The organism is Burkholderia sp. B10, assembly GCF_004368385.1.
Lineage (GTDB): Bacteria > Pseudomonadota > Gammaproteobacteria > Burkholderiales > Burkholderiaceae > Burkholderia > Burkholderia vietnamiensis.
Map to the genome: position 1 here is coordinate 1 of NZ_PQMX01000077.1, position 26,772 is coordinate 26,772.

23 protein-coding genes are annotated in these 26,772 nt (G+C 69.4%); 7 read left to right on the top strand and 16 right to left on the bottom strand.

From position 1 onward, the window contains the following. Positions 1-368: 368 nt before the first annotated feature. A complete protein-coding gene (locus tag C3Y15_RS26660) occupies positions 369-1,271 on the bottom strand; it encodes a LysR family transcriptional regulator (RefSeq protein ID WP_124260056.1) in 903 nt (300 codons plus the stop codon). Positions 1,272-1,371: 100 nt separating this feature from the next. On the opposite strand from C3Y15_RS26660, the gene C3Y15_RS26665 reads away from it, so the two are divergent. Then, positions 1,372-2,247 carry an aldo/keto reductase family oxidoreductase gene (locus C3Y15_RS26665; protein WP_124260057.1) on the top strand — a complete coding sequence of 292 codons (876 nt, stop codon included), beginning with the start codon at positions 1,372-1,374 and terminating at the stop codon, positions 2,245-2,247. Positions 2,248-2,479: 232 nt separating this feature from the next. Here the strand turns inward: C3Y15_RS26665 and C3Y15_RS26670 are convergent, their stop codons facing one another. Then, positions 2,480-2,884 carry a cupin domain-containing protein gene (locus C3Y15_RS26670; RefSeq protein ID WP_011880494.1) on the bottom strand — a complete coding sequence of 135 codons (405 nt, stop codon included), beginning with the start codon at positions 2,882-2,884 and terminating at the stop codon, positions 2,480-2,482. A gap of 462 nt (positions 2,885-3,346) precedes the next feature. Beyond that, entirely contained in the window at positions 3,347-4,210 is an 864-nt protein-coding gene (locus C3Y15_RS26675; protein WP_059579920.1) for an NmrA/HSCARG family protein, read from the bottom strand. 137 nt (positions 4,211-4,347) lie between these two features. Here C3Y15_RS26675 and C3Y15_RS26680 point away from each other — a divergent pair, with 137 nt between their 5' ends. After that, positions 4,348-5,244, top strand: coding sequence for a LysR family transcriptional regulator (locus tag C3Y15_RS26680; RefSeq protein WP_059579923.1), 897 nt, complete (start codon positions 4,348-4,350; stop codon positions 5,242-5,244). Between the two features lie 9 nt (positions 5,245-5,253). Here the strand turns inward: C3Y15_RS26680 and C3Y15_RS31870 are convergent, their stop codons facing one another. From C3Y15_RS31870 to C3Y15_RS26695, 4 genes are all read right to left on the bottom strand, one after another. Continuing rightward, entirely contained in the window at positions 5,254-5,424 is a 171-nt protein-coding gene (locus C3Y15_RS31870) for a hypothetical protein (protein WP_011880491.1), read from the bottom strand. Continuing rightward, the gene (locus tag C3Y15_RS26685) at positions 5,421-6,380 is read right to left on the bottom strand and encodes a DUF72 domain-containing protein (RefSeq protein ID WP_124260058.1); all 960 of its coding nucleotides are present in this window, start codon (positions 6,378-6,380) and stop codon (positions 5,421-5,423) included. Before C3Y15_RS26685 ends, C3Y15_RS31870 begins: the two co-directional genes overlap by 4 nt. 69 nt (positions 6,381-6,449) lie before the next feature. Further along, the gene (locus tag C3Y15_RS26690; RefSeq protein ID WP_059548658.1) at positions 6,450-8,549 is read right to left on the bottom strand and encodes an acetate--CoA ligase family protein; all 2,100 of its coding nucleotides are present in this window, start codon (positions 8,547-8,549) and stop codon (positions 6,450-6,452) included. Positions 8,550-8,568: 19 nt separating this feature from the next. Next, complete coding sequence (locus C3Y15_RS26695) at positions 8,569-9,345, bottom strand: enoyl-CoA hydratase/isomerase family protein (protein WP_059548660.1); 777 nt, start codon at positions 9,343-9,345, stop codon at positions 8,569-8,571. A gap of 272 nt (positions 9,346-9,617) precedes the next feature. On the opposite strand from C3Y15_RS26695, the gene C3Y15_RS26700 reads away from it, so the two are divergent. Then, entirely contained in the window at positions 9,618-10,949 is a 1,332-nt protein-coding gene (locus C3Y15_RS26700) for an MFS transporter (protein ID WP_059696820.1), read from the top strand. Between the two features lie 27 nt (positions 10,950-10,976). Here C3Y15_RS26700 and C3Y15_RS26705 read toward each other — a convergent pair whose 3' ends face one another. Next, positions 10,977-11,783, bottom strand: a complete 807-nt coding sequence (locus C3Y15_RS26705; protein ID WP_059548749.1) for a helix-turn-helix domain-containing protein — start codon at positions 11,781-11,783, stop codon at positions 10,977-10,979. A gap of 149 nt (positions 11,784-11,932) precedes the next feature. On the opposite strand from C3Y15_RS26705, the gene C3Y15_RS26710 reads away from it, so the two are divergent. Continuing rightward, positions 11,933-12,715 (top strand): substrate-binding domain-containing protein, encoded by a 783-nt coding sequence (locus C3Y15_RS26710; RefSeq protein WP_059548665.1) that lies wholly within the window; start codon positions 11,933-11,935, stop codon positions 12,713-12,715. A gap of 86 nt (positions 12,716-12,801) precedes the next feature. Here C3Y15_RS26710 and C3Y15_RS26715 read toward each other — a convergent pair whose 3' ends face one another. From C3Y15_RS26715 to C3Y15_RS26750, 8 genes are all read right to left on the bottom strand, one after another. Beyond that, on the bottom strand, positions 12,802-14,760 hold the full coding sequence (locus C3Y15_RS26715) for a phosphatase PAP2 family protein (protein ID WP_059457707.1): 1,959 nt from the start codon (positions 14,758-14,760) through the stop codon (positions 12,802-12,804). Between the two features lie 180 nt (positions 14,761-14,940). After that, positions 14,941-16,527 (bottom strand): methyl-accepting chemotaxis protein, encoded by a 1,587-nt coding sequence (locus tag C3Y15_RS26720; protein WP_059548667.1) that lies wholly within the window; start codon positions 16,525-16,527, stop codon positions 14,941-14,943. Positions 16,528-16,652: 125 nt separating this feature from the next. Next, positions 16,653-18,173: a sensor domain-containing diguanylate cyclase gene (locus tag C3Y15_RS26725; RefSeq protein ID WP_059463233.1), complete on the bottom strand. Its 1,521-nt coding sequence runs from the start codon at positions 18,171-18,173 to the stop codon at positions 16,653-16,655. A 236-nt stretch (positions 18,174-18,409) separates the two neighbouring features. Next, positions 18,410-19,882 (bottom strand): NAD-dependent succinate-semialdehyde dehydrogenase, encoded by a 1,473-nt coding sequence (locus tag C3Y15_RS26730; protein ID WP_124260059.1) that lies wholly within the window; start codon positions 19,880-19,882, stop codon positions 18,410-18,412. A 106-nt stretch (positions 19,883-19,988) separates the two neighbouring features. Continuing rightward, positions 19,989-20,480, bottom strand: a complete 492-nt coding sequence (locus C3Y15_RS26735) for a winged helix-turn-helix transcriptional regulator (protein ID WP_011880485.1) — start codon at positions 20,478-20,480, stop codon at positions 19,989-19,991. 86 nt (positions 20,481-20,566) lie between these two features. Continuing rightward, positions 20,567-21,967 (bottom strand): aspartate aminotransferase family protein, encoded by a 1,401-nt coding sequence (locus tag C3Y15_RS26740; RefSeq protein WP_124260060.1) that lies wholly within the window; start codon positions 21,965-21,967, stop codon positions 20,567-20,569. Positions 21,968-22,125: 158 nt separating this feature from the next. Further along, entirely contained in the window at positions 22,126-23,052 is a 927-nt protein-coding gene (locus C3Y15_RS26745) for a glyoxylate/hydroxypyruvate reductase A (protein WP_059548674.1), read from the bottom strand. 8 nt (positions 23,053-23,060) lie between these two features. Then, positions 23,061-23,921, bottom strand: coding sequence for a GNAT family N-acetyltransferase (locus C3Y15_RS26750; protein ID WP_011880482.1), 861 nt, complete (start codon positions 23,919-23,921; stop codon positions 23,061-23,063). A gap of 214 nt (positions 23,922-24,135) precedes the next feature. Here C3Y15_RS26750 and C3Y15_RS26755 point away from each other — a divergent pair, with 214 nt between their 5' ends. The 3 genes from C3Y15_RS26755 (at position 24,136) to C3Y15_RS26765 (ending at position 26,765) form a co-directional block, all read left to right on the top strand. Then, on the top strand, positions 24,136-24,324 hold the full coding sequence (locus C3Y15_RS26755; RefSeq protein ID WP_124260061.1) for a hypothetical protein: 189 nt from the start codon (positions 24,136-24,138) through the stop codon (positions 24,322-24,324). Positions 24,325-24,389: 65 nt separating this feature from the next. Further along, positions 24,390-25,058, top strand: a complete 669-nt coding sequence (locus tag C3Y15_RS26760) for a haloacid dehalogenase type II (protein WP_059456695.1) — start codon at positions 24,390-24,392, stop codon at positions 25,056-25,058. Positions 25,059-25,226: 168 nt separating this feature from the next. Further along, positions 25,227-26,765, top strand: a complete 1,539-nt coding sequence (locus C3Y15_RS26765; RefSeq protein WP_059548679.1) for a methyl-accepting chemotaxis protein — start codon at positions 25,227-25,229, stop codon at positions 26,763-26,765. Positions 26,766-26,772 lie beyond the last annotated feature (7 nt).

Below are 26,772 nucleotides of genomic sequence, written 5' to 3' on the forward strand. Positions count from 1 at the left end.
GGGCGGAAGGCGGGCGCGGGCGGGGACGTCCGCGCCACGTCATGCGTTACGCGGCCTCGGCCTTGATGAAGTCGGCGAACGTGTGCAGCGGTACAGGTATAGCGGTGTGTGTGCTTAGGCGACGGAAAGCCCGCGCGGACCACGGCCGATATTGACGTGCGGCTACGGTGATCCGGCGGCCGTCGGACACCCGCGCCACGTCATGCGCTACGCGGCGTCGGCCTTGATGAAGTTGGCGAACGTATGCAGCGGTGCAGGTATAGCGGTGTGTGTGCTTGCGCGACGGAAGGCCCGAGCGGACCACGGCCGATATTGACGTGCGGCTACGATGATCCGGCGGCCGTCGGACACCCGCGCCACGTCATGCGCTACGCGGCGTCGGCCTTGATGAAGTCGACGAAGGCGCGCAGCGGCGCCGGCACGAAGCGCCGGCCCGGATAGTACAGATACGGGCCGGAGAACGGCCGCCACCACGCGCCGAGCACGGGCTCGAGCGCGCCGCTCGCGAGCTGCGGCGCGAGCCAGTCTTCGTACAGGTGGACGATGCCGACGCCCGCGCATGCGGCATCGACGACGAGATCGACGGCGCCGCCGATCTGCACGACGAGCGACCCCGACGGCTCGACGCGCACCACTTCGCCGTCGCGCTCGAACTCCCACGCCGGCATCGCGCCGCTCGCGAACCGGCCGCGCAGGCACGCGTGGTCGAGCAGCTCGCGCGGATGGGCCGGCCGGCCGCGCCGCGCGAGATAGGCGGGCGCCGCCGCGGTCGCGAAGCGCTGCGAGCGCGGGCCGATCGGCACGGCGATCATGTCCTGTTCGAGGCGGTCGTCGTAGCGTATGCCGGCGTCGCAGCCGGCCGCCAGGATATCGACGAAGCTCTCGTCCGCGACGATGTCGAGCCGGATCTCCGGATACGCGTCGAGAAAGCGCGGGATGATCGACGGCAGCACGAGCCGCGCCGCGCTGGTCGGCACGTTGAGCTTGAGCGTGCCGACCGGCCGCTCGCGGAACGTGTTCACCACGTCGAGCGCGGCCTGCACCTCGCTCAGCGCGGGCGTGAGCCGCGCCAGCAGACGCTCGCCGGCTTCGGTCGGCGACACGCTGCGCGTCGTCCGGTGCAGCAGCCGGACTCCCAACTGCGCCTCCAGCCGGCGCACCGCCTCGCTGAGCCCCGACGCGCTCGCGTCGGCCAGCCGCGCGGCCTCGCGGAAGCCCTTCGCGCGCGCCACCGCCACGAACGCGTTCAGATCGCCGAGATCGACTTGCATTGTTCGTCCTTTCGTACAGGTCGTGCAGATTATGACGGGTTATCGCGCAGTGCGAGGCGGCGTAACCTGCGTTCTGTCATTCGAAAACAGGAGCACGATCATGTCCCCCATCGTTCAATCGGGCACGTTCGCCATCGCCGGCCGGCGCGTTCACCGTCTCGGCTACGGCGCGATGCAGCTGGCCGGGCCCGGCGTGTTCGGGCCGCCGAAGGATCGCGACGCCGCGCTCGCGGTGCTGCGCGAAGCCGTGGCGGCGGGTATCGACCACATCGACACCAGCGACTTCTACGGCCCGCATGTGACGAACCGGCTGATTCGCGAAGCGCTGCACCCGTATCGCGACGATCTGCTGATCGTGACCAAGGTCGGCGCGATGCGCGGCGACGACGGCTCGTGGCTGCCGGCCTTCTCCGCCGACGCGCTCGCCGCGGCCGTGCACGACAACCTGCGCAACCTGGGCCTCGACGTGCTCGACGTCGTCAACCTGCGCATCATGTTCGACGTGCACGGGCCGGCCGAAGGCTCGATCGAGGCGCCGCTGAGCGCGCTCGCCGAACTGCAGCGGCAGGGCCTCGTGCGGCACATCGGGCTGAGCAACGTGACGGCCGCGCAGATCGCCGAAGGGCGGCGGATCTGCGACATCGCGTGCGTGCAGAACCACTACAACCTCGCGCATCGCGACGACGATGGCCTGATCGACGCGCTCGCACGCGACGGCATCGCGTACGTCCCGTACTTTCCGCTCGGCGGCTTCAACCCGTTGCAGTCGTCGACGCTCGACGCGGTCGCCGCACGGCTCGGCGCGACGCCGATGCAGACCGCGCTCGCGTGGCTGCTGCGCCGCGCGCCGAACATCCTGCTGATTCCGGGCACGTCGTCGGTCGCTCATCTGCGCGAGAATCTGGCCGCCGGCGCGCTGACGCTGCCGGACGATGCGATGCGCGAACTCGACGGCATCGCGGCGGTGCGCGGCTGAGGCGGGCGGGGCGGTTGGCGGGGCTTGCTGCGGGAAGTGCTGCGTGCGCCCCAAGCGCCGGTCGCCCGAGCCGCGACGAGCGCGCGGTGCCGCGTGCGCGTACCCGTACCCGCGTGCTGGATACATATGATGTCCGCGGTAATGGGAAGCGCGTTCGCTGCGGTCGCGCGATATCGAACCGCGTGCACCGCCCGTCGCGCGCGGGCTTGCGCCGCCCGCGACGCGCGCGAATTCAGCGCGGCTGCGGCTGACCGAGCTGTTCGTCGAGCGTGCGCGTTAACGGCGACTGCACGTCGCCGGTGTGCTTCGTCTGCACGGGCTCGATCAGCACGATCCAGCATTCTTCTTCGGCGATCGGGTTGTGCAGCGTGCCGCGCGGCACCACGTGCATCGAGCCGGCGGGCAGATCGACGACGCGGCCGCCTTCATACTCGATCTTCAGGTGGCCGCGCACGACGAAGAACAGCTCGTCTTCGCCGACATGGTCGTGCCACACGAGCCGGCCGCGCACCTTCGCGACTTTGACGTACTGATCGTTGACCTGCGCGACCACCTTGGGCGACCAGTATTCGGATACGTCGTCGAATGCGGCTTCAAGATCGAACGATTCGGCGAACGGAACGGCGGGGAGGGTCATCTCGTCTCCAGAGGCGAAGGGTGTTGCTCGGAATGGGAAGTGCTGCGTCATCGCGCGCGAATGCGGCGAAAGGTCCGATTATAGGGAGGCCGTCACGCGGCTGCTTGGGTCGTGAATGCGGCGATGCGGGGTGGTCGATGCGCGGGGCGTTTTGCCGTGATGGCGCCGGTCGCGGCCATCGCGGCGGTGGATCGGTCGAGGCGATCGCCGCGAACCGGCCGCCGATGACGGCCGGCTCGACGGCGTCCCGCCGCATCAGACCCACCGCACCGCGTCGCAGCACGGCGCATCGCCTTACCGGGCATCGCATGCCAGTGCGTCCCGGCGCACCAGCGCACTTGCACATCGGCACATCGGCGCATCCGGCGCATCCGGCGCATCCGGCGCATCCGGCGCATCCGGCGCATCCGGCGCATCCGGCGCTGGCGCTAGCGCGCCAGCACCACCCACAACACTCACCACTCACCCAGCCAGCGCCGTCGCAAACGCACGGTACGTGTGCAGCGGCCGCCCCAGGATCTCGATCAACCGTTCGACGGCGCCGCTTTGCGGCACCATCCCGTCACTGACGTAGCGTTGTGCCATCAAGCGCATTTCGTACGCCATCCATTTCGGCATGAAGGTCGCCAGATTGTTTTCGAACGCGCTGGGATCGTCGCCGCCATACGCAACCGGACGGCCGAGAATCTCCGACCAGATGCCCGCCAGTTGCTCGCCGGTCAGCGTATCGGGGCCGACCAGGTCGATCGTCTCGACCGGCAGCTTGCCCGGCGCGTCGTTGCGGCGGATCAGCTCGAGCGCCGCGACTTCCGCGATGTCGCGCACGTCGACCATCGCGACGCCCTTGCCGCCGATCGGCATCGGATAGACGCCGTGGCCGACGATCACGTCCCTGACCATCCGTTCGTTGTCCATGAAGTACGCGGGACGCAGGATCGTCGCGCTGAAGCCGAGCTGTTCGATCATCCGCTCGGCGCCGAATTTCACGGCGAAGTGCGGCACGTCGACGAAGCGGTCCGCGTGCAGCACCGACAGATAGACGACGCGCTCGATCCCCGCGTCGCGGGCCAGGTTCAGCGCGATCAGCGCCTGCGTGAATTCGTCGCCCGCCACGCCGTTGAGCAGGAACAGCGTGCGCACGCCCGAATAGGCATTGCGCAGCGAGTCGATGTCGAGCATGTCGCCCTGCACGACGCTCACCGCGGCCGGGAAATCGGCCTTCGACGGATCGCGCACCAACGCGCGCACGCTGGCGCCGCGCTCGACGAGTTGCTGGACGACCTGGCGGCCGACGCGGCCGGTGGCACCGGTAACGAGAATGGTCATGATGTCTGCTCCTGAAATAACGGTTGGGTTGACCTGCCCTCGTAAGTTAGGTGATCCACCCACGGACCGGAAGATGTGATAAATAGACTCGGTGTCTCATTGGTGGAACGCATTGAGGAAACGCATTGGTGGAACCCATGGACCTGCTCGCGCTTGCCGATTTCAATCTGGTCGCCCGTCATGGCAGCTTCGGCGAAGCTGCGCGTGCGGCCGGGCGCCCGAAGGCGACGCTGTCGCGCCGCGTGTCGGAGCTGGAGAACAGCCTCGCGCTGCGCCTGTTCGAGCGCGGCTCGCGCGGCGTGACGCTGACGCAGGAAGGGCGCGCGCTGTACGAGCGCACCGGTGCGCTGCTCGCCGAGCTGGCCGACAGCGCCGCCGCGATCGCGTCGGGCGGCGAGCGGCCGCGCGGCCGGCTGCGCATCAGCGCGCCGATGCTGTTCTCGCAGCTGGCGATGGGCAAGCTCGTCGCGACGTTCGCGTTGAAGTATCCGGAGGTGCGACTGGAAGTGACGACCGACGACCGGCCGGTCGACATGATCGAAGAAGGCTACGACCTCGTGATCCGCGTGAACCCCGACCCGGACGCAACGCTGATCGGCCGCGTGTTCCTGCGCGACCGGCTGGCGGTCGTCGCGACGCCGGCGCTCGCGCGGCCCGGCGACGGCGCCGCCGCGCCGGCCGTCGTGCGCACCGCCGACGACCTGCGCACCGCGTGGGACGTGATCGGGCCGGCCGGGCCCGCCCGCATCGCGTTCGAACCGGTGGCGCGGCTGTCGTCGCTGGTGATGGTGCGCGATACGGTGCGTCTCGGGCTCGGCGCCGCGTGCTTGCCGGTGTCGCTCGTGAGCGGCGACCTCGCGGCCGGCACGCTCGTCAGCTGGGGCGACGTGCCGGGGCCGGACATCGCGCTATGGGCGCTGTACCCGTCGCGGCGGCTGTTGAGCGCGCGCGTGTCCGCGTTTCTCGCGCATCTGTCCGATGCGTTTCCGTCCGCGAGCCCCGACGCGCTCGCCGCCTATCTCGACGCCGCGTGACGCGCGCGCCTAGGTGCGATCGCGGCTGCGCGCGCGCGTGGCGCCCGTGATCACCGCGATGCCGAACAGGATCACGGCGACGATCTCGACGACATGCTGCGACACGTGCAGCGCGATCAAGCCCCACGCGACGCCGCCGATGAAAATGAGCCATCCGACCAGATAGATGAGCAGGGTCATCGTTCTTCTCCTTGCGGTTGCGGTTCAGCCTGCGGCGCGCTGTCTTCTGCGGCCGCCGCGTCGTGCGCCCGCACGCCGAGGCGCGCCATCAGGCGCCGTGCATCGAACGGCGCGCGCGTCTTCGTATCGTTGTCGAAGTAGCAGTAGACGCCGCGCGCATGCGCGCGCGGCGGCGCGAGGTCCGGTGCGGCGAGGCGCGCGTCGGCCGGCTGCGCGCCGCGGCTCCACGTTTCGATGCGCTGCGCCCAGCGGTCGAGCGACGCATCCGAGTACTCGCCCGAATATTTGGTCTCGGTGCCGTGCAGCCGCATGTAGACGAAGTCGGCGCTCAGGTCCTCGAACTGCGGCCACGGCTCCGTCGAATCCGACACGACCAGCGCGACCGCGTGCCGGCGCAGCAGCTTCACGAACGCCGGATCGACGAAGCTCGCGTGACGCACTTCGATCGCGTGACGCAATGCGCGCTTGCGGTCGATCTCGAGATAGGGCGTCCTGACTCGCCCGTCGTGCCGTTGCGCGAGCGCCAGCGCCGCTTCGGTATCGTGCGGCAGCAGGCCCAGGAAGTGGTCCATGTGGTCGGGGTCGAATCGCAGCGACGGCGGAAATTGCCAGAGGAGCGGGCCGAGCTTGTCGTTGAGCGCAAGCAGCCCCTGCGCGAAAAAGTTCGCGCACGCGACCGTCGCGGTTTCGTCGCGAAACCGCAGCATGTGGGTCAGATAGCGTGCGCCTTTCACCGCGAACGTAAAACCGGGCGGCGTTTCGTCGTACCAGCGCCGCCAGCTGGCGAGCGATTGCAGGCTGTAATGCGTGCCGTTGATCTCGATCGTCTGCAGCCGGCTCGCTGCGTAGCGCAACTCGTCGGCCTGCTTCAGCCCTTGCGGGTAGAAGGTGCCGCGCCAGCCGGCGTAGCGCCAGCCGGAAATGCCGATATGGATGCGCGCTGATGGGCTCGTCACGTCGATACCTCGGAGATGCCGTGGATCGTGTCGCGACGAGCAAGGCGCGTGCCGGCGCGCGGATCGCGCTCAGGCCAGGATCGCCACGCCGTCGGCCGCGCGCACGCCGTGGCCGGCCTCGAGCACGAACAGCGGATTGATTTCGGCTTCGACGAGCCGCGCGCCGAGCTGGGCAGCCATCCGCGAAAACGCGACGAGCGCGTCGGCGAGCGCGTCGACGTCCGCCTTCGGCCGGCCGCGATATCCGTCGAGCAGCGGCCAGGTGCGTAGCGCGCGGATCATGTCGAGCGCATCGTCGCGCGACAGCGCTGCGCCGTCGGGCAGCATCCGCAGCACGGTGTCGTTGAAGATCTCCGCGGTCACGCCGCCCATCCCGAGCAGGATCGCGGTGCCGAGCGGGTCGCGCTGTAGCCCGACGATCGTTTCGACGCCGCCGGACACCATCTCCTGCACGAGGAACGCATCGGGCGCGAAGCCTGCGCCGGCTTCGACGTCGGCGCGCATGCGGTCGAGCCGCGCGCCGATCGTGTCGGTGCCGACGCCGACCGCGACGCCGCCGATGTCGCTCTTGTGTGTGACGCGGTTCGACAGCAGCTTCAACACGACCCGCTCGCCGAAGCGCCGCGCGGCGTCGACGGCCTCGGCCGCGTTGCGCACTGCCTGCTCGCGCACGGGCGTCATGCCGAAGCGCGCAAACAACGCTTTCGCCTGGGCTTCGTCCAGCGGTCCGTGCGGCAGGGCGCCCACGTCGACCAGCGGCGCGGCATCGGCGGCCTGCGCTCGCCCGGACGCAGCGCGCGCGCGCCAGCCGGCCGCCTCGCGCATCGCGACCATCGCGCTGGCGACGCTCTCCGGCGCCACGAACGCCGGCACGCCGAGCCGGTTCATCGCACGCGCGACGGCCGGGGCATGGGGGCTCACGAACGCGACCACGGGTTTATCGGTGCCGGGCAACGCGTCGCGCACGGCGCCGGCCATCAGCTCGGGCATGCCGATGCTCGACGAGCCCGCGATCACCGCGACCGCGTCATACGACGGGCTGGCGGCGAGCGTCTGGATCGCGCGCCGCAACAGCTCGGGTTGCAGCCCGGCGAGCGTGACGTCGATCGGGTTGCGGTCGAGCACCGCGTGGTCGCCGGTCTGCAATGCGCGCAGCGCAGCCGCGGTGTCCGCGTCGGGCGCGGGCGTGTCGAAGCCGGCGAGCCCGAGGTTGTCCGCGACCAGCGTGCCGGCGCCGCCGGTCGACGTGAGGATCGCGACGCGCTTGCCATGCAGCAGGCGGCCGGCGGCCAATGCGTTCGGCACGTCGAGCAGATCGCCGAAGGTCTGGGCGCGGATCACGCCGGCTTCGCGGAACAGCGCGTCGTACATGCGGTCCTCGCCGGCCAGCGCGCCGGTGTGCGAGACGGCCGAGCGCGCGCCGGACTCCGATCGCCCGATCTTGTACACGACGATCGGCTTGCCGGCCCGCGCCGCGGCGTGGGCCGCCGCGCGGAACCGCGCAGGGTCGCGCAGCCCTTCCAGGTACAGCGCGATCACCGACGTCGCATCGTCGCCGATGAAGTAATCGATGAAGTCGCTCACGTCGAGATCGACCTCGTTGCTGGTCGATACGAGCTTCGACAGGCCGATCCCGCGATCGGCGGCGCGCGACAGCAGCGCGCCGAGGATGCCGCCGCTCTGCGACACGACGCTCACGCCGCCGACGGCGAAGTCGTCGGTGTCGAGCGCGCCGCTCGCGGACAACGTGACGCGATCCGCGAGATTGACGACGCCGATCGTGTTCGGCCCGAGTACGCGCATCGCGCCGGCGGCGTCCTTCAGTTGCGCCTGGCGGCGCAAGCCGGCTTCGCCGGTCTCGGCGTAGCCGCTCGCGAGCACGATCGCGGCAGCCGTGCCGCGCTTCGCGAGCGCTTGCACCGCGACGTGCGCGCGGTCGGCGCCCAGCAGCACGATGCCGACGTCGGGCGCATGCGGCAGCGCTTCGACGTCCTCGTAGCAGCGCAGCCCCGCGATCGACGGATAGCGCGGATTGACCGGGTAGATGTCGCCGCGGAAGCCGTGCTTCTGCAGGTAGGCAATCGGGCGCCCGGCGGTTTTCGCGGGATCGGCGGACGCGCCGATCACCGCGACGCTGGCGGGCCGCAGCAGTTTTTCGATGGCATTCATTGCAGGCTCCGGTGGGCGCTCAACGCACGTTGTCGAGGAAGGCGCGCACGGCATCGCGATGTTCGCGGCTCGTGTAGCAGATCGCCTGCGCCTGGCTGCCCTGCGACAGCACTTGCGGCGCCGACAGTTCGTAGCTCTGGTTCAGGATCGCCTTGCCGAGCGCGAGCGCGGTGGGCGAACCCTGGATCAGTTCGTTCGCCCACGCGCTCGCGTCGGCGAGCAGCGTGTCGGGCGTGCTGATCCGGTCGGCGATGCCGAGCGCGCGGGCTTCGTGCGCGTCGACCTTGCGGCCGCTGAAAATCAGGTCCTTGGCCGCCGCGAGCCCGACCCGCCGCGGCAGGAAGTACAGGCCGCCGCCGTCGGGAATCAAGCCGCGCTTGATGTAACTCCACACGAAGCTCGCGGCTTCCGACGCGATCACGAAATCGCACGACAGCGCCATGTCGGCGCCGAGGCCGGCCGCGGCGCCGTTGACGGCCGCGATCGTCGGCTTCGGCATCGTATGCAGTAGCGACACGGCATGATGGACGCGCTGCTGACGCGACCAGCCGTTGAATGCCACTTCGTCGGCCGGCGCGTCCATGCGCTGCGCCATGCCGGCGATGTCGCCGCCCGCGCAGAAGCCCTTGCCGCTGCCGGTGACGATGACGGCCCGCACTTCCGGCGCGCGCGCGAGCGACTCGAGCGCGTCGATCAGCTCGGTGCGCATCGCGTCGCTGACGGCGTTGCGCTTGTCGGGCCGGTTCAGGGTAAGGGTCGCGATGTTGGATTGAATCGTGACGTCGATGGTTTGCATGGTCTCTTCCTGCGTCGAAAGCGGGCGGTAGGGCGCCCGGTGATGCGTGGCCGAGGCGCGGGGCCGATCGGGTTGCTGCAAGCGTAGCGCGGCGGACCGCGGCTGCCATCGGCCCGGTTTCACTGAATGAAACTGTCAGCTGACTGCTTGCTGTTTCATTCAGTGAAACAGTGCGGTTGCAGCGCGGCGCCAGCCGCCGATAATCGATTTCACCGCGACCGGTCGGGCGAGCCGATCCGGCGTCGCGGGCGATCAACAAGACTGGAGACAAGATGCAACACGTCATTGCAACGGAGCCGCTGGAGCGCGGCGGCGCCGACCGGACGGCCCTCGACGCCGTATATGCGAAGGTCACCAAGCGGCTGCTGCCGTTCCTGTTCGTCTGCTACGTGTTCGCGTACATCGATCGCGCCAACATCGGCTTCGCGCATCTACAGTTCTCGCGGGACATCGGCCTGACCGAGGCGGCGTTCGGCGTCGGCGTCGGCTTGTTCTACGTCGGCTACATGCTGTTCGAGGTGCCGAGCAACCTGTGGCTCGCGCGGGTCGGCGTGCGCAAGACGCTGATGCGGATCATGGCGCTGTGGGGGCTGGTGTCGGCCGGTACCGCGTTCGTGCAGACGCCCACGCAGTTCTACATCGCGCGCGTGTTGCTGGGCGTCGCGGAGGCCGGCTTCTTCCCCGGTGTGATCCTGTACTTCACGTACTGGTTCCCGGCGGCGCGGCGCGCGCGCGTGACTGCGCTGTTCATGACGGCGATCTGCGTGTCGGGCATCGTCAGCGGACCGGTGTCCGGCTTCATCCTGAACAACCTGTCGGGTGCGCTCGCCCTCAAGGGCTGGCAGTGGCTGTTCGTGCTGGAAGGTTTGCCGTCGGTCGTGGCCGGGCTGTTCGCGTACGTCTATCTGACTGACCGTCCCGAGCAGGCGAAATGGCTGAGCGCCGACGAGAAGGCGCTGCTGCTGCGCGAACTCGAACACGATGCGGCGCTGAAGGGCGGGCAGGCGCACGGCTCGATCTGGGATGCGCTGAAGGAGCCGAAATTCTATTTTCTGACGTTCGCGTATTTCAGCGTGCCGTGGGCGAGCATCGTCGTGCACGTGTGGGCGCCGAGCGTGATCCGCAAGAGCGGCATCACGAACTTCTGGTACATCGGGCTGCTGTCGGCGATCCCGTACGTGTTCGGCGCGGTCGCGATGTATCTGCTCGGACGCCATTCGGATCGCAAGCTCGAGCGGCGCTGGCACTTCATGGGCAGCGCCGTGATGGCGGCGCTCGGTGTCGCGCTGTTGCCGGCGGCCGCGTCCAATCCTGCGGCGCTGATCGTGCTGCTCTGTATCGCGACGGCCGGCTATCTCGGGATGCTGTCGCTGTTCTGGACCATTCCGCCCGCGTATCTGTCGAGCACGGTGGCCGCGAGCGGGATCGGCCTCATCAGCAGCCTCGGGCAGTTCGGCGGGATCGCGGCGCCGTCGGTGATCGGCTATACGTCGACACACTTCGGCAGCAACGCGATCGGCCTCTATACGGTCGCGCTCGTGTCGGTGCTCGGTGGCCTCGCCGTCGTGCTTGGCATTCCGGCCCGCGCGATCCGCGAACGATGATTTGGGCGGAAGCCGCGCGGCGCGGCGTCAGCTGTCCAGGCGCAGCGTAGCCGCGGCGATGTCGTCGCGCAGCGCCAGCAGCGCCGCGGCCAGGCGCGCGGCGACCGCAGACGGCACATCGGGCGTGCGCACGCTGAAATTCAGCGCGAGCGTGCGGTGCCCGTCGATTACGAGCGGCGTCGCGAGCGCGACCACTTCCGGCTGCCAGCTGGCGACGCAGAATCCTTGCGCATGCACCGATTCGACGGCTGCATCGATCTCCGCGCGGATGCGCGGCCACGACGTGCGATGCGGTTTGAGTGCGGCGAGCTGCCGCGCGTAGTCGGTGTCGGGCAACGACGCGAGGAACGCGCGGCCGAGCGAGGTCAGCGCCATCGGCACGCGCTGACCGCTGACGACGGTGCGAAGCGACGCGCGCGGGCTGTAGCGGATCGATTCGAGGTAGACCATGTCGTCGCGGTCGGGCCCCGCGATGCCGACGTTGATGTGCAGCGCCTGTGCGGTTTCGCGCAGCCGGGGGGCGGCGGCCTGCAGCACCGTCGAGCCGCTGCGCAGCGCGTGTGCGAGGCCGAGCAGCGGCAGACCGAGCCGATAGCCGCGATGCACCGGGTCGTGCTCGAGATAACCGGCCTCGACCAGCGTACGTGCGAGCCGCGTGACCGTGGCCTTCGGCAGGCCGGTGAGTTCGACGAGGTCGCCGTTGCCGAGCAGCGTCGCGCCGGAACCGAATGCGCGCAGCACGTCGAGCCCGCGTTCGAGCGAGCGGTTCGAGACCGTCGACGACGGGCCGCGCGCCGTCGTGGCCGGTGAGCGCGAAGAACGGGAGTCGGGCATGGGATGGTTGGTGCAGTGATGGATGCAGAGGCGGCGGCTTTGCGCGTGCGCTTCGCATGCCTGAGCGCGATGCCGCTGCGGCATAGATACAGGTTCGCCGCGTCTTTGTCAAAGCGCGCGCGATTGACGTCAACGACAGGGAACAACAGATGAAGCAACGCATCTTTCGGCGTGCATGGCTGGCCGCCGCGTGGCTCGCATGCAGTACCGTGCCGGTGCTCGTGCACGCCGACGAAATCCACGTGCTGGCGACCGGCGCGTTGCGCGGCGCGTTCGAGCGGCTGGTGCCGGCGTTCGAGCAGGCGTCGGGGCATCATCTCGACATTGCGTGGGGGCCGTCGTATGGCACGTCGCCGGACGCGTTGCCGGTGCGCTTGCGCAACGGCGCCGCCGCCGACGTGTGCTTCATGATCAAGCCTGCGCTCGAGCATGAAGTCGATGCCGGCAGATTCGCGCCGGCGACGCTCGAAGACATCGCGGCGACCGGCATCGGCGTCGCCGTGCGTCAGGGCGTCGCCGTGCCGGACGTGCACACCGTCGACGCACTGCGCCGCGCGTTGTTGAACGCGAAGTCGGTCGCGTTCTCCGAAGGCGCGAGCGGCACGTACATCGTCGGCACGTTGTTCGACAAGCTCGGCATCAGCGAGCAGATGAAGGCGAAGTCGGTTCTGGTGCGCGGCAAGGAACTGGTGGGCACCGCGCTGGCACGCGGCGACGCGGAGCTCGGGCTGCAGCAGATCAGCGAGCTGAAGGTGACGCCCGGCATCGATTTCGCGGGGCCGCTGCCGGCGCAGGTGCAGAAGACGAGCGTGATCGCGTCCGCGATCGCCGCCAATGCGGGGGCAGCCGACGCGTCACGCGCGTTCGTCGCGTTTCTGAAGCGTGCGCCGGCTGCCGCGGTCCTGCAAGGCAGTGGTCTCGAGCCGCGGTGACGGAGGCGGTTGGCGCGGCGTACGCGAGCAGAAGGTCGAAACCCGACTTTCGAAGCCCGACGTTCGCCGCACCGTCGCGCCGCCGATCAGGACGCCGACAACACCACCGACACGCCCGTAGCCGTATAAACCGGCGTCGCCTTGAACCCGTCGACCGTCACCGTCGCGAACTTCGCGGCGAGCGCCGCGCCGTCGATCAGCGCGATCGTGTCGCCGGCCTTCGGCGCATAGCCGTTCACGAACTTCACGTGAAGCGTGCCGCCGGCGACCGTGAGCGGGCCGCCGACGCGCAGGCGGCCGCCGCCTTGGCCGTCGATGTCGAGTTCGAGCGTCGTGTTCGCGAGCTGCGTGTAACGCGTCGCGATCGTGACCGGCGCGGCCGCCGCGATCCGGACGCCGCCGCCCGCGCCGACGTACACGTCGCCGTTGCCGAACGCGCTCGCGGACGCCGCGGCGAGCGTGCCGCCGTTCACCTGCGTGCCGCCCGTGTAGCTGTTGTTGCCGGCGAGCGTCAGCGTGCCGGTGCCTTGCAGCGTCAGCTTGCCGGCGCCGCCGATGTCGTTGCGCCACTGGTCGGCCGCGTAGAAGCCGCCGCGCGACGCGTCCATCGACACGACCACGTTGCCGTTGAACGTGCCGTAGCCGTCGGCCGCGGCGAACAGGTTCAGGCGGCCCCAGCCTTCCGCATCGTCCATCACCGGGTAGCCCGACGGCAGCTCGGTGGTCTTCAGCACGACCCGGCGCTGGTCGGCGCTCAGGTACGGGAAGCGCGTCTGCAGCAGCACCTCGGCGCCCTTGGGCACGACGGGCGGCGCGTCGGTCGATTCGATCGCGCCGAAGCCGAACGTCAGGCGGCGCAGGAACGCGGCACGGTTCGCGGTGTAATCGGCGAACCGGTCGGTCGCCGTGGTGCCCGAATGCGCGAACGCGGCGAACGTCGCGTCGGTCGTTCCCGTGAGCTGCTGCAGCGCCTGATGCGCCTGGCCGTATGCGGCCTGCGCGTCGCTCGCGTAGGCGGTCAGGTTCGCCGCGCTGATGGCCAGCGCGAGCATGCGGCCGCCGATCACGTCGAGCGGCGAGTGCATGCCGGCGAGGATCCGGTTCTCGCCGAGTTCGAGGCCGCGGCTCACCATCTCCTGGAAGCGCTCCGGCACGAGCCACGCCATCGTCGTCGCGTCGCGCATCGCTTCGGCCTCGTGGCCGCTGATGAAGCCGCCGTCGGTGGCGGGCGTCGCGCTTTCGGCCGGCACGAGCGTCGGCGCGACGACGACCGCGGCGCTCCAGCGGTACGGTCGCGCATATTTGTAGAAGCGCTTCGACGGTTCGGTCGACGCGTTGGTGCCCATTTCGTTGAGCAGATCGACGACCTTGCCGAAGTTCGCGTTGGTGCTGCTGCCGACGCCGGTGTTGTTGCCGGCGTCGTTGTACAGCACCGTGGTCGCGTCGGCCGGCACGCTGGTGATGCTGGTCGTCTGCTGCGCGGCCGTGCGCCACGCGTCGGTGAGCGGGCCCATCCCGTCGGTCACGCTGTAGCCTTTGCCGCGCCGGTCGTCGAAGTAGGCCGCATCGGCCTGCTGCTGCGTGCGAGCGGTCGTTGCGTCGACCACGTATTGAACGTTGGCGGCGAGCACCGTGCCGTTCAGGATCGTGCCGCACGGCGTGCCGCTGCTGGGCAGGCCGGAGCACGTCGACGCCACCACGGCCGGAAACGCGCCGTTGGCCGGCGCGTTCACGCCCGCGTCGACGATCATCGTCGACGGCTGCCACAGGTCGAGGAAGCGGCTCACGACCCGCACCGCGGCGTTGGTCGACAACGTCGCATAGCGGGCGTCGCCGCGCTGGTTGGTCGCGATGTTGTCGACGAACGCTGGCACGCTCGGCACCGGTGCGCTGTCGACGAAGCCGGGGTCGGCGGGCGGCGCCGGCATCGCGGCGCTGGTCGCCGGGGTCGATGCGACGTCGTCGCCGCCGCCGCAGGCGGCCAGTGCGAGCGCGCTCGCGAGTGCTGCGACGTGCAGCGGGAAACGGCGGGGTGACACGATCATGCGGACTCCATCCTGAAGATCAAAGATGGCGGATTGTCGTGTGCGATCGTGACGCGGCCGTTAAGGAATTGTGGCGCGTCGCGGTCGACGCGGCCGAATGCTCACTATTTGGTGAATTCGTGCTGCAAAACGTTTGCGGCCGGCGCGAGCCGGCCGCAAGCGGATGCCGGAGCCGGGCGACTATGCGATCGCGGCGCGCGCGTCGAGATGGAACAGTCCGACCGCCTCGGCGAGCCGGGCGCCCTGTTCTTCGAGCGAGCGCGACGCGGCGGCCGCCTCTTCGACGAGCGCGGCGTTCTGCTGGGTCACTTCGTCCATTTGCGTGATGGCCAGATTGACCTGCTCGATGCCGCGGCTCTGCTCGTTCGACGCCGCCGCGATCTCGCTCATGATGTCCGTCACGCGTGCGACGGCTTGCGTCACCTGGGCCATCGTGTCGCCGGCGCGGGTCGCGAGATGCGAGCCGTCCTCGATTTTCTGCACCGATTGCGAGATCAGCTCGCGAATTTCCTTCGCGGCGATCGACGAGCGCTGCGCGAGGCTTCTGACCTCGCTCGCCACGACCGCGAAGCCGCGCCCCTGCTCGCCGGCGCGGGCCGCCTCGACCGCCGCGTTCAGCGCGAGGATGTTGGTCTGGAACGCGATGCCTTCGATCATCCCCGTGATCTCGGCGATCTTGGCGGAGCTGGTGCTGATGTCCGTCATCGTCTCGACCATCGACCCGACCGCCACGCTGCCGCGCTGCGCGACTTCCGACGCGTCGTTGGCCAGCGTGCTCGCCTGCTGCGCGTTGTCGGCGTTCAACCGCACGGTGGACGTCAGCTGCTCCATGCTGGACGCGGTTTCCTGCAACGACGCGGCTTGCTGCTCGGTGCGCGACGACAGATCGAGGTTGCCGGATGCGATTTCGCTCGCGCCCGTGGCGACGTTGCCCGACGCGGCCCGAACCTGCGAAATCAGGCGCACGAGGTTGGCCTGCATTTCGCGCATCGATGCCAGTACGCTGCCGTCCGGCGCGGCGCCGCTCGCCGATGCGCCGGCGAGGTCGCCGGCGGCGATCCGGCGTGCGATGTCGCTGAGCTCGGCTGGTTCCGTTCCGAGCGAACGGATCAGGCCGCGTGCGATGACGAAGCCGGCGGTGGCCGCGGCCACGACCGCGGCGATGCAGATGGCGATCAGCATCGCGCGTCGCGAGTCATAGCGGTCGCCCGATTCCTTCACCAGCTGCGCGGCGCGCTCGCGCGTGTACGCGACGTACGCGTCGGTCGCGGCGACGAGCTGGGCCAGCAGCGGACGGCACTGTTCGTTGATCATCTTGATCGCCTGATCGCGCTGGTTGTTCGCCCCAGCTTCGACGATCGCGCGTGCGACGGGCCCGTAATTCGCCTCGACCGCGGCGATTTGCCCAATCAGTTCGCGGCCCTTGCCGCTCGTGTCGGTGCTCGCGGAATCGGCGAGCCGCAGTTCGCCGAGCAGCGCAGTGACTTCGCGATCGGCCCGCAGGGACGCGTCCTTTTCGGCTTCGGCGTCACCCGGCGTGCTCGCGAGCACCAGGTTGCGCGCGGCGATCGCGCGCCGGTCGACCGCGACATGCACCTTGTCGGCCAGCGTCGCGCGCGCGTTGATGCCGTTGACGTAATCCGAGAATGTCTCGCGCGCGTGGCCGAGCGATGCGATGCCGAGGAACGAAACCAGCAAAATGATGCCGGACATGAATCCGAATACGAGCATCAGCTTCATGCGAACCGTCATGGGGGCGGTGTTCATCTGGGTAATCCTGTCGTGTGTTTATCGTAGCTTTCCTTATTATCTAAACGGTACATGAATAAACCACGACAGTGAATCATGCCAATCGTTTGCGCGTCGCGGGCTTTGAAATAAGTTCGGGCCGGTTACGCCTGTTGCGCGAAAGACGCCGCGTCGGCGCGGCACACGCGGTTTCTGCCCTGACGCTTGGCGGCATAGAGCGCCAGGTCGGCCTGGTGCGACAACGCGTGCACCGACGCCTGCCGCGCGCGATGGCCGGTCGCACAGCCGATGCTGACGGTGAACGGCGGGATGGTGGCGTCGAAGCCCACGAGCTGGTTGCGCTCGACCGCGCGGCGAATCGCTTCCGCGACTTTTGCAGCGCCGCTCTCGTCCGTATCGGGCAGCACGGCGACGAATTCCTCGCCGCCGTAGCGCGCGGCCAGATCGCCGCGCCGCCGCGTGTACGCGCGGATGCATTCGGCGAGAAAGCGCAGCGCGGTATCGCCTTGCGCATGGCCGTAGCGGTCGTTGTACTCCTTGAAGTGATCGGCGTCGATGAACAGCACCGACAGGCTGCCGCCGCTGCCGCGCTGCAGCCGCTCCCATTCGTCCGCGAGCGCGGCATCGAGCGAGCGGCGATTGTGCAGGCCGGTCAGCGGATCGGTGCGGGTGAGGTCGGTGAGCAGCATCTGCTTGCGCCGGTTGTCGCGCAGCGCGAAGGCGAGCAGCCACATGACCGCGCAGAACAGCGCGCCGATCACGGACGCCGATACGCCGACCTTCCACGACAGCCGCGTGATGTCGGCCAGCACGTCCTGCTCGGCCGGCGCGACCACCGCGATCAGCGGCGTGCCGGGCACCTGCTGGTACGTATACAGTCGCAAGGTCCCATCGATGCTCGAGCGCGCCGCGTAGAAGCCCGATTCGTGCTGCACCATCCGTTCGAACGCCTTCGAGCGACGCAGGCGCACCATCTGGCCATCGCTCAGCGGCGGGTTGCGCGCGAGTATCGTGCCGTCGGCGCGCAGGATCGCGCTGATGCCGTGCGGCCCGACGTTCAGGCGCGACAGCAGCCGGTCGAAATACGCGAGGTCGATGGCGACCACCGCGATGCCCTCGAACGTATGGTCCGGCCGTTCGATGCGGCGCGACAGCGCGATCGATTCGGTGCCGCCGCGCGAGCGCGCATGGTACGCCTGCGATACGTAGAGGCCGACGCTGTCCGAATCGCGATGGACCTTGAAGTAGTCACGATCGCTGAAATCCCAGCGGTGCGCCGGGCCGCAGCAGCCGTCGATCAGCCGTCCGTAGCGGTCGGTCACGCCCATGCCGGTCACGTACTGCGCGGCCGTGCGCTCGAACAGCAGGTCATGGCGCAAGCCGGCATTCATGCGGGCCATCGCCGGGTTGCGAATATTGGTCGCGAGCGACGCGAGCGCGCTGTTCGACGTCTCGACGGTGCGTGCGACCTCGCTCGCGAGCACGGCGGCGACGTTGCGCGAGTTCTCCCGCGCGTGCTCCACGACCTCGCTGCGCGCGGCCCATAGCGTCGCCGCGCTGATGCCGAGCGCCGCGACCGACATCAGCGTGCCGAGCACGCCGACGGCGAGATGGTGGCGGCCGGCCCAGTCGGCAATTTTCTCGATCGAAAGAGTTGCAGGCATTGGTCGCGCTCGTTCCGGAAGCCGGCCGCGACTGACGCGGCCGGGTCAAATCCGTGTTAACGGCAGGACTGCCCAGAAATCGAGGCCGGCATGCGGGGCGATGATGGCGGCGGCGCAACCGGCCATGGGCCGGCTGCGGGCGTTTACGCGGTGCGATCGTGACAATCGCGGCAATCGTTGCGCTTGTTGCGATTGTCAGGCTGGTTGCGCTCGGCGAATCGGCGCCGCCCGACCGATCAGTCGAGCCCGCCCTGGCACAGATACTTGATCGACAGATAGTCGTCGAGGCCGTACTTCGAGCCTTCGCGGCCGTAGCCCGACTCCTTCACGCCGCCGAACGGCGCGGCCTCGCTCGCCAGCGCGCCTTCGTTGATGCCGACGATGCCGGTTTCGAGCCGCGCCGACACGCGTGCGATGCGCCGCACGTCCTGCGTGTAGAAATACGCGGCGAGCCCGAACGGCGTGTCGTTGGCGGCGTCGACAGCCTGTTCCTCGGTATCGAACCGGAACAGCGCGGCCACCGGCCCGAAGGTTTCCTCGCAGCTCAGCTGCATGTCGGCGGTGGCGTCGGCCAGCACCGTCGGCGCGTAGTAGTTCGGGCCGAGCTGCGACAGCCGCCTGCCGCCGGTCAGCACGCGCGCGCCGCGTTCGAGCGCGTCGCCGACGTGACGCGCGATCTTGTCGACCGCGCGCGCGTTGATCATCGGGCCGATCTGCGCGGCCGGATCGGTCGCCGGCGCGACCATCAGCGCGGCGACGCGCGCGGCCAGCTTCGCGGCGAACGCATCGTAGACGCCGGCCTGCACGTACACGCGGTTCGGCGACACGCAGGTCTGGCCGCCGTTGCGGAACTTGGCGGCCATCAGGCCGTCGACCGCGGCGTCGAGCTGCGCATCGTCGAACACGATGAACGGCGCATTGCCGCCCAGCTCCAGCGACAGCTTCTTCAGCGTCGCCGCCGATTCGCGCGCGAGCAGCTTGCCGACGGCCGTCGAGCCGGTGAAGGTGATCTTGCGCACGCGGGCATCGGCGAGCCAGTCGGCCACCGCGTCGATGCCGCGCTCGCGCGACGCGGCGATCAGGTTCAGCACGCCGGGCGGCACGCCGGCTTCCATCGCGAGGAAGCCGAGCGCGAGCGCGGTCAGCGGCGTGTCCTCGGCCGGCTTCGCGACGACCGTGCAGCCGGCCGCGAGCGCCGGCGCGATCTTGCGCGCGATCATCGCGAGCGGGAAATTCCACGGCGTGATCGCCGCGACGACGCCGATCGGCTCCTTCACCGCGCTGAGCTGCTTGCCGCGCTGCTGCTGCGGAATCAGATCGCCGTAGGTGCGCGTCGCTTCCTCGGCGAACCACAGCACGTACGACGCGCCGTACGCGACTTCGCCGCGCGCTTCGGCGAGCGGCTTGCCCTGTTCCAGCGACATCAGCTTCGCGAGATCGTCGGTGTGCGCGACGATCGCCGCATGCCACGCGCGCAGGATCGCCGCGCGCTCGCGCGCCGGGGTGGCGCGCCACGCGGGTAGCGCGCGGGCGGCCGCATCGGTCGCGGCGCGTGCGTCGGCCGCGCCGCTGTCGGGTGCGTAAGCGATCGTGTCGAGCGTCGCCGGGTTGGTGACATCGAAGCAACGGCCGTCGAGCGCGGCGCGCCAGCTGCCGTCGACGAGATTGGCGGTGCGAACGAGTTCGGTGCGTGACAGCGTAAGCGGCATGACAGGTCCTTGCAGTGAGGCGAAACGGTTCGGCGCCGGCGGCGCGCGCGCAACGACCCGGCGCGGCCGGCGTGCTGCCGCGTTGGGGGCTGCTGCGCGCCCGCCGTCAGTGGCGTTCGCCGAACAGCGATTCGAGCGGGTAGTGCCGTTTGACGAACGGCGATTTGATGATCACGTAACTGAAATACTTCTCGATGCCGATGTTCTGCTCGAGCAGCCCTTCGACGATCGTCTGGTAATGGCTCACGCTGCGCGTGATGAACTTCAGCAGATAGTCGTAGCCGCCGCTCGCGAGGTGGCATTCGACGATTTCATCGACGTTGCGGATCGCCGCGACGAACCGGTCGAAGTCTTCGCGCCGGTGGTCGGCCAGCGTGACTTCGGTAAAGACCACCTGCACGTCGCCGAGCTTCTCGAGCTGGATGTGTGCGCCGTAGCCGCCGATGTAGCCGGCCTTCTCGAGCCGCTTCACGCGGATCAGGCACGGGCTGGGCGACAGCCCGACCGCATCGGCGAGCTCGACGTTGGTCATGCGACCGCGCTTTTGCAACTGGGTGAGGATGCGCAGGTCGATGCGATCCAGCTTGCTGTCCGTCATGTTCACGTGAGAGGGCAAAAATGGAATGTCCGGTTACTTTAGAGTCGAACGATGGCCGCCACAAGCCCGGCTTTCCCTCGTCCGGCTCAGGCCGGTTGCGCGTGGGCGGCGTCGAGCGCGCGCTGCACGCCCGGGTCGGCCAGCACGTCGTCGAGCGTCTTGCGCACGCGTTCGAACATCAGGTCGAACTCTCCCGCGGTGAAGCTCAGCGCCGGCGCGAAGCCGAGCACGCCGTCGCCGAACGCGCGAAACACCACGCCGTTCGCGTACGCGGCCGCGGCGATCTTGTCCGGCACGTTCAGCGCCGCGTCGAAGCGCGTCTTGCGCGCCTTGTCGGCCACCAGCTCGAGCGCGCCGAGCAGGCCGGCCGAGCGCGCGTCGCCGACGAGCGGATGCGCGCGCAGCGCGTCGAGCCCCGCGGCGAAGCGCGGCGCCTGCGCGCGGCCGTTCGCGAGCAGCCCGCCGTCGTGATAGAGCTTCAGCACCTCGAGGCCGATCGCCGCGCTGACCGGGTGCGCGGAATACGTATGACCATGGCCGACCACGGCCGATTCGGTACGGCTGCCGGCGAGCCCCTCGTAGATTTCGTCGGACATCAGCACCGCGCCCATCGGCGCGTAGCCGGCGGTGAGCCCCTTCGCGACGGTCATCAGGTCCGGCTCGACGGATTCGGTTTCGCACGCGAACAGCGGGCCGGTGCGGCCGAAGCCCGTGATCACCTCGTCGGCGACGAACAGGATGCCGAGGCGCCGGCACGCGTCGCGCATCGCCTTCAGCCAGCCCGCCGGCGGCACGATCACGCCGCCCGAGCCCTGGATCGGCTCGCAGAAGAACGCGGCGACGTTGTCGGCGCCGAGCGCCGCGACCTTCGCCTCGAGTGCGGCGACCGAGGCCGCGATCAGCGCCTGCGGGTCGTCGCCGAGCGGATGGCGGTATGGGTAGGGCGACGGGATATGGTGCTGATCGGCGCGCGGCAGATCGAAATGACGGTGGAACGCGGGCAGCGCGGTCAGGCCGGCGCCGATCGACGACGAGCCGTGATAGCCGCGCTCGAGCGCGATCATCTGCTTCTTCGACGGGCGGCCGGTCGCGTTGAAGTAATGCGTGATGAAGCGCACCGCGGAGTCGATCGCGTCCGAGCCGCCGAGCGTGAAGTACACGCGGTTCAGCGACGGCGGCGCGAGCGCGGCGAGCCGTTCGGCGAGTTCGATCGCCGGCTGCGAGCCGAAATGAAAATAGCCGGTCGCGTAGGGCAGCTTCGCCATCTGCTCGGCGGCGGCCTTCACGATGCTCTCGCGGCCGTAGCCGACGTTCACGCACCACAGGCCCGAGAACGCATCGAGTAGCGTATGGCCGTCGCCATCGCGCAGGAACACGCCGTCGGCGGATTCGAGCACGGTGACGCCGCGCGCTTCGTGCGCACGATAGTTGACGACGGGATGGATTAGATGTTGACGATCGGCTTCGATCAGCGCGGCTTGGTTCATGGCGGGGCGGGGTTCTCGTCGGGTGTCAGCGATGAGTTCATGCTACCGGGCGAGAATTCCACATGCGTCTTCAATTTGCGGGCGGAAACGTATGGAGACGGCGTTTGCGCGGGGCGCTTCGGCATTTTCTGCTGCGCGCCCCGCGGGGCAGGCGCGCGTCAGTAGCCGCGCGCGCGATCGACGACGCCGATCATCGGTTGTCCCGCGCGATGGCGTGCGAGGTTCGCGAGCACGGCATCGACCGCGCCGTCGGGCCGCGTCGCGCTGGCGATGTGCGGCGTGATCCGGATGCGCGGGTGCGTCCAGAACGGATGGCCGGCCGGCAACGGTTCGGGGTCCGTCACGTCGAGGATCGCGCTGTCGAGGCGGCCGCCGTCGAGCGCGGCGAGCAGCGCGCTCGCGTCGAGCTGCTCGCCGCGGCCGACCTGCACGAGCGATGCGCCGTCCGGCAGCGCGTCGAACACGCGCGCGCCCAGCAGCCCGCGCGTGGCGTCGGTGAGCGGCAGCAGGCAGATCAGAATGTCGGTGCTGGCCAGGAACACATCGAGCGCCGCGTCGCCCGCGTAGCAGTCGACGCCGTCGAGCGCGCGCGGCGTGCGGCTCCAGCCGGCGCACGGGAAGCCGAAGCGCCGCAGCGTGTCGAGCACGGCCTGACCGAGCGTGCCGAGGCCCAGCACGCCGACGCGTCGCGACGCGGCCGCGCGCACCGGCTTCTCGCGCCACACTTGCGCGCGCTGCTGGGCCGCGTAGTCGAACAGGTCGCGATGGATCGTCAGCACGGCCTGCGTCACGTATTCCACCATCCCTTCGACGATGCCCGGCTCGATCATCCGCACGACCGGAATGTGCGCGGGCACGCGCGACAGGTCGAACTGGTCGATGCCGGCGCCCACCGAGAAGATGACCTCGAGATTCGGCAGCAGCGCGGCCGGGTCGTCCGGCGGCTGCCAGGCGGCGAGATAGCGGACGGCCGCGGCGTCGCCGAGGTCCGGCCAGATCCGGAACGCGAGGCCCGGCGCCCGTTGTGCGAAGCGCTGCGCCCATTGCGCGCCGCGCACCGGGTCGGCTTTGTAGAGGAAGCTCATCGCGCGGCTCAGCCGAGTGCCTGATTGACGATCGCGAACGCGCGCAGCGCCGGGTCGCGCTCGGGCGCCGCGCCGCGCGCCATCGCGACGACGGTATCGACGCGCGGCAGGCCGAGCCCCTGCAGCCAGTCCGACAGCCCGCTGTCGCCCGGTACGTCGAGGCGCACGAACATGCCTTCGTGCAGCGCGAGCCAGTGGCTGATCAGCGCCTGCGCACGCAGCGCATCGGGCGCAATCACGGGGCCGATCACGTGGCCGCGGCCGAAGCGGCGGAACAGCGCGAAGCCGAGCAGTTCGCCGTCGCGGTCGAGCGCGATGCCGTTGGCGACGTCGAGCAGCGCGTCGATCACCGTGCCGCGCGCATGGCCGGCGGCGCGCGACGCGAGCGCCGCGAGGCGCGGCCCGTCGTTGACGCCGAGCGGGCGCAGGCGTTCGCCGGGCGGCAGCGAGATCAGCGGCGGCTGGAACGCGGCGCCCTGATGCTGGTCGATGGTGCCGATCGCTGCGAAGCCGAATTTCACGTAGAGCGGTTCGCCGGACGGCGTCGCATGGAGAAAGATGGTGCGCGCGCCGAGGCTGTCGATCACGCGCGCGAGCAGCTCGCGGCCGATGCCGCGGCCCTGCTGCTCGGGCGACACGATCACCATGCCGAGCGACGCGCAGGCGTCGTCGAAGCGCCAGCCGAGCGCGGTGCCGACGACGCCCGATTCGTCCTCGGCGACGAAGCCGCTGCCGAGCTGGAACGCGAAGCGCCAGTCCTCGACGCGGTGCGGCCACTTGACCGCCTCCGACAGCCGGTGCGCGGCGCTCAGGTCGGTTTCGGCGAAGGGGCGATAGGTGAGCGTGCTGGAAGGGTTGAGGTCGGACACGCCGGACTCCGGATGGATGGGAATGACCCGCTCACTCTGCCAGCGCGGGTGCGGCGCGGATAGGACGATTCGCCTGTTTTGCGGCGGCCGCCGCCGCGCCCGCGAGATCGACGCAAACCCGCTCGATCCGTGCTGACGAACGCGCGGAGCGTGCCGGCGAGGGCCGCCAATCCGACAGCTCCTGCTGTGGGAATGCCACTACGATGACGGCAGGGTGGCGCTGCCGCTTGCAGAACGGCTTGCCGTGCGGCTCGCCGAACGGCTCACGGAACGGCTCGCCGAATGGCTTGCCGTGCGGCGCCTGCCTGCCGCGCCGCAGATCGTGCTGCACGCGCCCGGCAACACGCGGCGATTCTGCCTTTTGAGCGGCGCCGAACGATGCGCGAACGACTTTTTGCCTTGATTCAATTTCGTTGAACCCAGCCCGTCCCCGGCCCTGCCGGGGCTTCACACCGACAGGACGTCACCATGATCCAGTTTGAACCCAAGTTCATCACCTTCGACTGCTACGGCACGCTGACCCGTTTCCGGATGGCCGACATGGCGCGCGAGGTCTACGGGGACCGGCTTTCGCCGGTCGCGCTCGAGGACTTCGTGCGCGCGTTCGCCGCGTATCGGCTCGACGAGGTGCTGGGCGCATGGAAGCCGTATCGCGACGTCGTCGTCAATGCGATCCGCCGCACCTGTGCGCGGATCGGCGTGAAGTTCGACGAAGCCGAGGCCGAAAGTTTCTATCTGGCCGTGCCGACGTGGGGCCCGCATCCGGACGTGCCGGCCGGGCTGTCGCGGCTGGCGAGCAAGTACAAGCTCGTCATCCTGTCGAATGCGTCGGACGACCAGATCATGAGCAACGTCGACAAGCTCGGCGCGCCGTTCCATGCGGTGTTCACCGCGCAGCAGGCGCAGTCGTACAAGCCGCGGATGCAGGGCTTCGAATACATGTTCGACAAGCTCGGCTGCAAGCCCGAGGACGTGCTGCACGTGTCGTCGAGCCTGCGCTACGACCTGATGACGGCCGAGGATCTCGGCATCAAGCACAAGGCGTTCGTGAACCGCGGCCACGAGCCAAGCACGCCGTTCTACAACTACTACGAAGTCTCGGACATCGGCCATCTCGCGACGCAGCTCGGCCTGTGAGCGACGCGCGCGCCTGCGCCGGCAGGCGGCGCGCCATGCAGGCGGCCGCTTGCCGTTGCGCGTGCGCTCAGCGCACGGATCGAGGGTAAATACCGATAAGGACTCGTTCAAGATGGGGCCGGTCGAGCCGATATATGTACCAGACGGTTAATATATCGAGGCCCCCGCATGAAGTTGTCCACGAAACTGCTGCTGCTGGTCGCCGCGGCGCTGCTCGGCGTCGTGTTGCTCGCCGCGATGTCGCTGTACACGCTGCGCGACGCGCTGATCGACAGCCGCCGCGACGAGATCGTGATTCTTCTGACGAAGGCCGAGCATCTGGTCGATTCGTACCGCGCGATGCAGGCGAACGGCACGCTGACCACGGAGCAGGCGCAGCAGCAGGCCAAGGCCGCGCTGTCGGCGCTGAATGCGAATTCGAAGAGCTACTTCTGGGTCACGACGTCGGACGGCGTCAATCTCGTGCATCCGAACGCGAAGTTCATCGGCACCCGCGCCAAGGGCAATCGCACGACGAGCGGCCTGTCGGACAGCGACGCCTACCGCGAGGGGATGGCGCGCGACCACTTCGCGCTCGTCGACGTGCTGATCAAGCGCAGCCCCGACGCCGACCTCGAGCCGAAACTCCAGGGCGTGGTGGCCATTCCGGACTGGAACTGGTGGATCGGCACGGGCTTCTTCTACGACGACATCAACACCGTGTTCAGCCGGCTCGCGTGGGTGCTGGGCGGGATCACGCTGGCGATCGCCGCCGCGCTCGCGGCGATCGCGTGGGGCGTGCTGCGCAGCGTCCGGCGCACGCTGGGCGGCGAGCCGGCCCATGCGACGCAGATCGCCGCGCGCATCGCCGCCGGCGAGCTGGACGTGCAGTTCGACACCGCCGACGCGGCGCCGGGCAGCCTGCTCGTCGCGCTCGGCGACATGAAGGCGCGGCTCACCGAGACCATCGCCGACATCCAGGCGACGACCCATTCGATCGCCGTCGGCACGGGCGAGATCGCGCAAGGCAATCTGGACCTGTCGCAGCGCACCGAGGAGCAGGCGGCGTCGCTGCAGCAAACGGCCGCCAGCATGGAACAGCTCACGTCGACGGTCAAACAGAACGCCGACAACGCGCGGCAGGCCGATGCGCTGGTGACGCGCGCGAAGGAGGCGACCGAACTGGGCGGCGCGGCCGTGCAGGAAGTCGTCGAAACGATGCGGCAGATTGCCGACGGGTCGGTGCGGATCGCCGACATCACCGTCGTGATCGAGAGCATCGCGTTCCAGACCAACATTCTCGCGCTCAATGCCGCGGTCGAAGCGGCGCGGGCCGGCGAGGAAGGGCGCGGGTTCGCGGTCGTGGCGGCGGAGGTGCGCTCGCTGGCGCAGCGCAGCGCGGCGGCCGCGAAGGACATCAAGGGATTGATCGACGCGTCGGTCGAGCAGGCCGGCAGCGGCAGCCGGCTCGTCGAGGCGGCGGGCACGCGCATGACGGAGATCGTGCGGTCGATCGACCGGGTGGCCGCCATCATGGGCGAGATCTCCGCGGCATCGGCGGAGCAGAGCACCGGCATCGAACAGGTCGGCCTGGCCGTCGCGCAAATGGACGAAGTCACCCAGCAGAATGCGGCGCTGGTCGAGCAGGCGGCTGCGGCCGCGTCGTCGCTCGACGAACAGGCGGCGCGTCTCAGGGCGGCGGTGGCGGTGTTTAAGGTGGCGGCTTGATGGGGGT

Excerpts from the sequence above, each read along its gene's own strand:
- C3Y15_RS26705 (WP_059548749.1), bottom strand. The coding sequence starts at position 11,783 with ATGCCCGACTCCCGTTCTTCGCGCTCACCGGCCACGACGGCGCGCGGC.
- C3Y15_RS26730 (WP_124260059.1), bottom strand. The coding sequence starts at position 19,882 with ATGCCGCTTACGCTGTCACGCACCGAACTCGTTCGCACCGCCAATCTC.
- C3Y15_RS31870 (WP_011880491.1), bottom strand. The coding sequence starts at position 5,424 with ATGACCCTGCTCATCTATCTGGTCGGATGGCTCATTTTCATCGGCGGC.
- C3Y15_RS26665 (WP_124260057.1), top strand. The coding sequence starts at position 1,372 with ATGTCCCCCATCGTTCAATCGGGCACGTTCGCCATCGCCGGCCGGCGC.
- C3Y15_RS26670 (WP_011880494.1), bottom strand. The coding sequence starts at position 2,884 with ATGACCCTCCCCGCCGTTCCGTTCGCCGAATCGTTCGATCTTGAAGCC.
- C3Y15_RS26760 (WP_059456695.1), top strand. The coding sequence starts at position 24,390 with ATGATCCAGTTTGAACCCAAGTTCATCACCTTCGACTGCTACGGCACG.
- C3Y15_RS26690 (WP_059548658.1), bottom strand. The coding sequence starts at position 8,549 with ATGAATGCCATCGAAAAACTGCTGCGGCCCGCCAGCGTCGCGGTGATC.
- C3Y15_RS26680 (WP_059579923.1), top strand. The coding sequence starts at position 4,348 with ATGGACCTGCTCGCGCTTGCCGATTTCAATCTGGTCGCCCGTCATGGC.
- C3Y15_RS26675 (WP_059579920.1), bottom strand. The coding sequence starts at position 4,210 with ATGACCATTCTCGTTACCGGTGCCACCGGCCGCGTCGGCCGCCAGGTC.
- C3Y15_RS26715 (WP_059457707.1), bottom strand. The coding sequence starts at position 14,760 with ATGATCGTGTCACCCCGCCGTTTCCCGCTGCACGTCGCAGCACTCGCG.
- C3Y15_RS26700 (WP_059696820.1), top strand. The coding sequence starts at position 9,618 with ATGCAACACGTCATTGCAACGGAGCCGCTGGAGCGCGGCGGCGCCGAC.
- C3Y15_RS26660 (WP_124260056.1), bottom strand. The coding sequence starts at position 1,271 with ATGCAAGTCGATCTCGGCGATCTGAACGCGTTCGTGGCGGTGGCGCGC.
- C3Y15_RS26765 (WP_059548679.1), top strand. The coding sequence starts at position 25,227 with ATGAAGTTGTCCACGAAACTGCTGCTGCTGGTCGCCGCGGCGCTGCTC.
- C3Y15_RS26745 (WP_059548674.1), bottom strand. The coding sequence starts at position 23,052 with ATGAGCTTCCTCTACAAAGCCGACCCGGTGCGCGGCGCGCAATGGGCG.
- C3Y15_RS26735 (WP_011880485.1), bottom strand. The coding sequence starts at position 20,480 with ATGACGGACAGCAAGCTGGATCGCATCGACCTGCGCATCCTCACCCAG.
- C3Y15_RS26710 (WP_059548665.1), top strand. The coding sequence starts at position 11,933 with ATGAAGCAACGCATCTTTCGGCGTGCATGGCTGGCCGCCGCGTGGCTC.
- C3Y15_RS26740 (WP_124260060.1), bottom strand. The coding sequence starts at position 21,967 with ATGAACCAAGCCGCGCTGATCGAAGCCGATCGTCAACATCTAATCCAT.
- C3Y15_RS26720 (WP_059548667.1), bottom strand. The coding sequence starts at position 16,527 with ATGAACACCGCCCCCATGACGGTTCGCATGAAGCTGATGCTCGTATTC.
- C3Y15_RS26695 (WP_059548660.1), bottom strand. The coding sequence starts at position 9,345 with ATGCAAACCATCGACGTCACGATTCAATCCAACATCGCGACCCTTACC.
- C3Y15_RS26725 (WP_059463233.1), bottom strand. The coding sequence starts at position 18,173 with ATGCCTGCAACTCTTTCGATCGAGAAAATTGCCGACTGGGCCGGCCGC.